The organism is Streptomyces chiangmaiensis (genome assembly GCF_036281785.1).
Taxonomy (GTDB): Bacteria; Actinomycetota; Actinomycetes; order Streptomycetales; family Streptomycetaceae; genus Streptomyces; species Streptomyces chiangmaiensis.
The window spans coordinates 1-1,678 of record NZ_JAYWVC010000531.1; the positions used below are offsets into that span (position 1 = coordinate 1).

A 1,678-nucleotide genomic window follows, 5' to 3' on the forward strand; every position below is an offset into this window, starting at 1 on the left:
AGCGAGTGCGGCGACGCAGCCAAGTGGCGCTGTTCCAGGGCGAATTCACCCGGCCCAGCGCCCACGGCGGCGCTGCTGTCGGGAGACTCTCGCGGCGCCCGCCAGGTCCTCATCCGCGCGTCCTCGCGCAGCCCACGTTGACCGCACGGGGAAAGGGCCTGTTGAGCGGCATCGACCGACATCAAACCGACCCTGACCTGGGGCTTTATGTCTTTCGAAGCTGTCAGGGCCTTTCCCGCTTACTCAGCGTAAAATCCCTGGAAAGTCCCCGGGACAGAGCTGAAAGTCCCTGAAAAGTCCCTGGGAAGTCCCTGGTTCGGAGCGGCCCGACCAACGCTTGCGAGCCCCACACCGGTGTCGCGGGCTTACTGGAATCGAACCCGAGACCTAGGCATTACGAGGGCCTGCAAGATCGTGACGGATGATGATTCATGATCACACATGATCCGATTTTGCCTGGTCAGCTGCTTGTCGGCATCGACCGGCATGACGGCCGGTCCAACAGGTGCTGACACGTCCGCTCACGCAGCGCTCACACACATCGCCTGCCTCCCGCTCGGAGCCTGCTTCCTGGCGGAACTGCCCGCCGTCCACTGCGAGATGCCCGGCCGCGGCCGCTCGGCTGCCGAGAGACCGTTGGTCCGACACGCTCGAACGTCTGCGGGACGAACCGAGCCAACCCCTCAACCTGGATCCGTCGGACTGATATCCGGTGATCATTTCGGAGTGCTTGCGTGCCGGATTTCCGCGGCGGGGCGTGGGGGATCGCCGGGTGGCCGGCCCGGTGGCGGGGGCCTCCGAGGTCCTTCGGTCGTGGGTGGGCGGGTCGGTCGGCGGGTCAGGTTTGCAGTCGGCAGCCGACGGCGGTCCACAGGGTCTCGAAGGCGTCCTGCCAGGGCCAGCGTTCGGGCAGATGGAATGTCAGGGTGCGTCCGCCTGAGGCCAATCGGGCTGGGACGGCGACCAGTTGGTGGCGGATGGTGCCGGTGCGGGCCCGCACGTGGAACGCGGAGGCCAGGCAGCCCAGGGCCCGGGTGAGGTTGTGCGCGAGCGCGGCCAGAGTGAGCCAGGCTGTCGCCGTGTGCGAGACCCTGGCCCGCGATCTGCGGATGCGGCCGGACGGGCGGCGGCGCATCACCCAGCCACGGGTGCGGGACATGGTGCTGTCCAAGGTCGTCGCGGCCACCGACCTGCCGCTGGTCGACCTGACGGACAACGCCCATCTGGCGGCGGTCCACCAGGACATCTGGCTCGTCCAGGCCCCCGCACCGGACTACCCGCGCACCCGCCGCTGGGACCTCCTGGATCCGCGGCCAGGCCGACTGGGCCGTGGGCATCCGCTGGCCGTCGCGTCAAGACTCCGGCGTAGTGTCCGGCGAGGTCTGCGTCCTGTACGAACGCGAGGACGTCCCCGCCCTGCTCAAGCCGTCGTCGGAAGCCCTGCTGGAGCTGAACACCCCGGCGGGCCGCGACTACGTGAACAACCTCCTCGCGCCACTGCGCATCCGGGTCGAACACCCCCGCAAGCGAGGGTGAGAACGCGACCTCACCCCACAGTGAGAGGCAGCACCACTCATTGAGCCTTTCCCGGTAACCGCTCGTCGCTCGCTGTGATCGCTGGGCTGTGCTGCGTGCCCCTGCTGTGCCCAAGTCCGGGCAACCGTAAGGCCCCTGGTAA

General features: G+C 68.2%; 1 protein-coding gene and 1 pseudogene. One reads left to right on the forward strand and one right to left on the reverse strand.

The genetic code is table 11. The features are described 5' to 3' along the window. Positions 1–838: 838 nt before the first annotated feature. Positions 839–1,072 (reverse strand): annotated as a pseudogene (locus VXC91_RS45275) (IS1380 family transposase); the annotation flags it as partial. A gap of 296 nt (positions 1,073–1,368) precedes the next feature. On the opposite strand from VXC91_RS45275, the gene VXC91_RS45280 reads away from it, so the two are divergent. After that, positions 1,369–1,536 (forward strand): hypothetical protein, encoded by a 168-nt coding sequence (locus VXC91_RS45280; protein WP_329513156.1) that lies wholly within the window; start codon positions 1,369–1,371, stop codon positions 1,534–1,536. Positions 1,537–1,678: the final 142 nt, after the last annotated feature.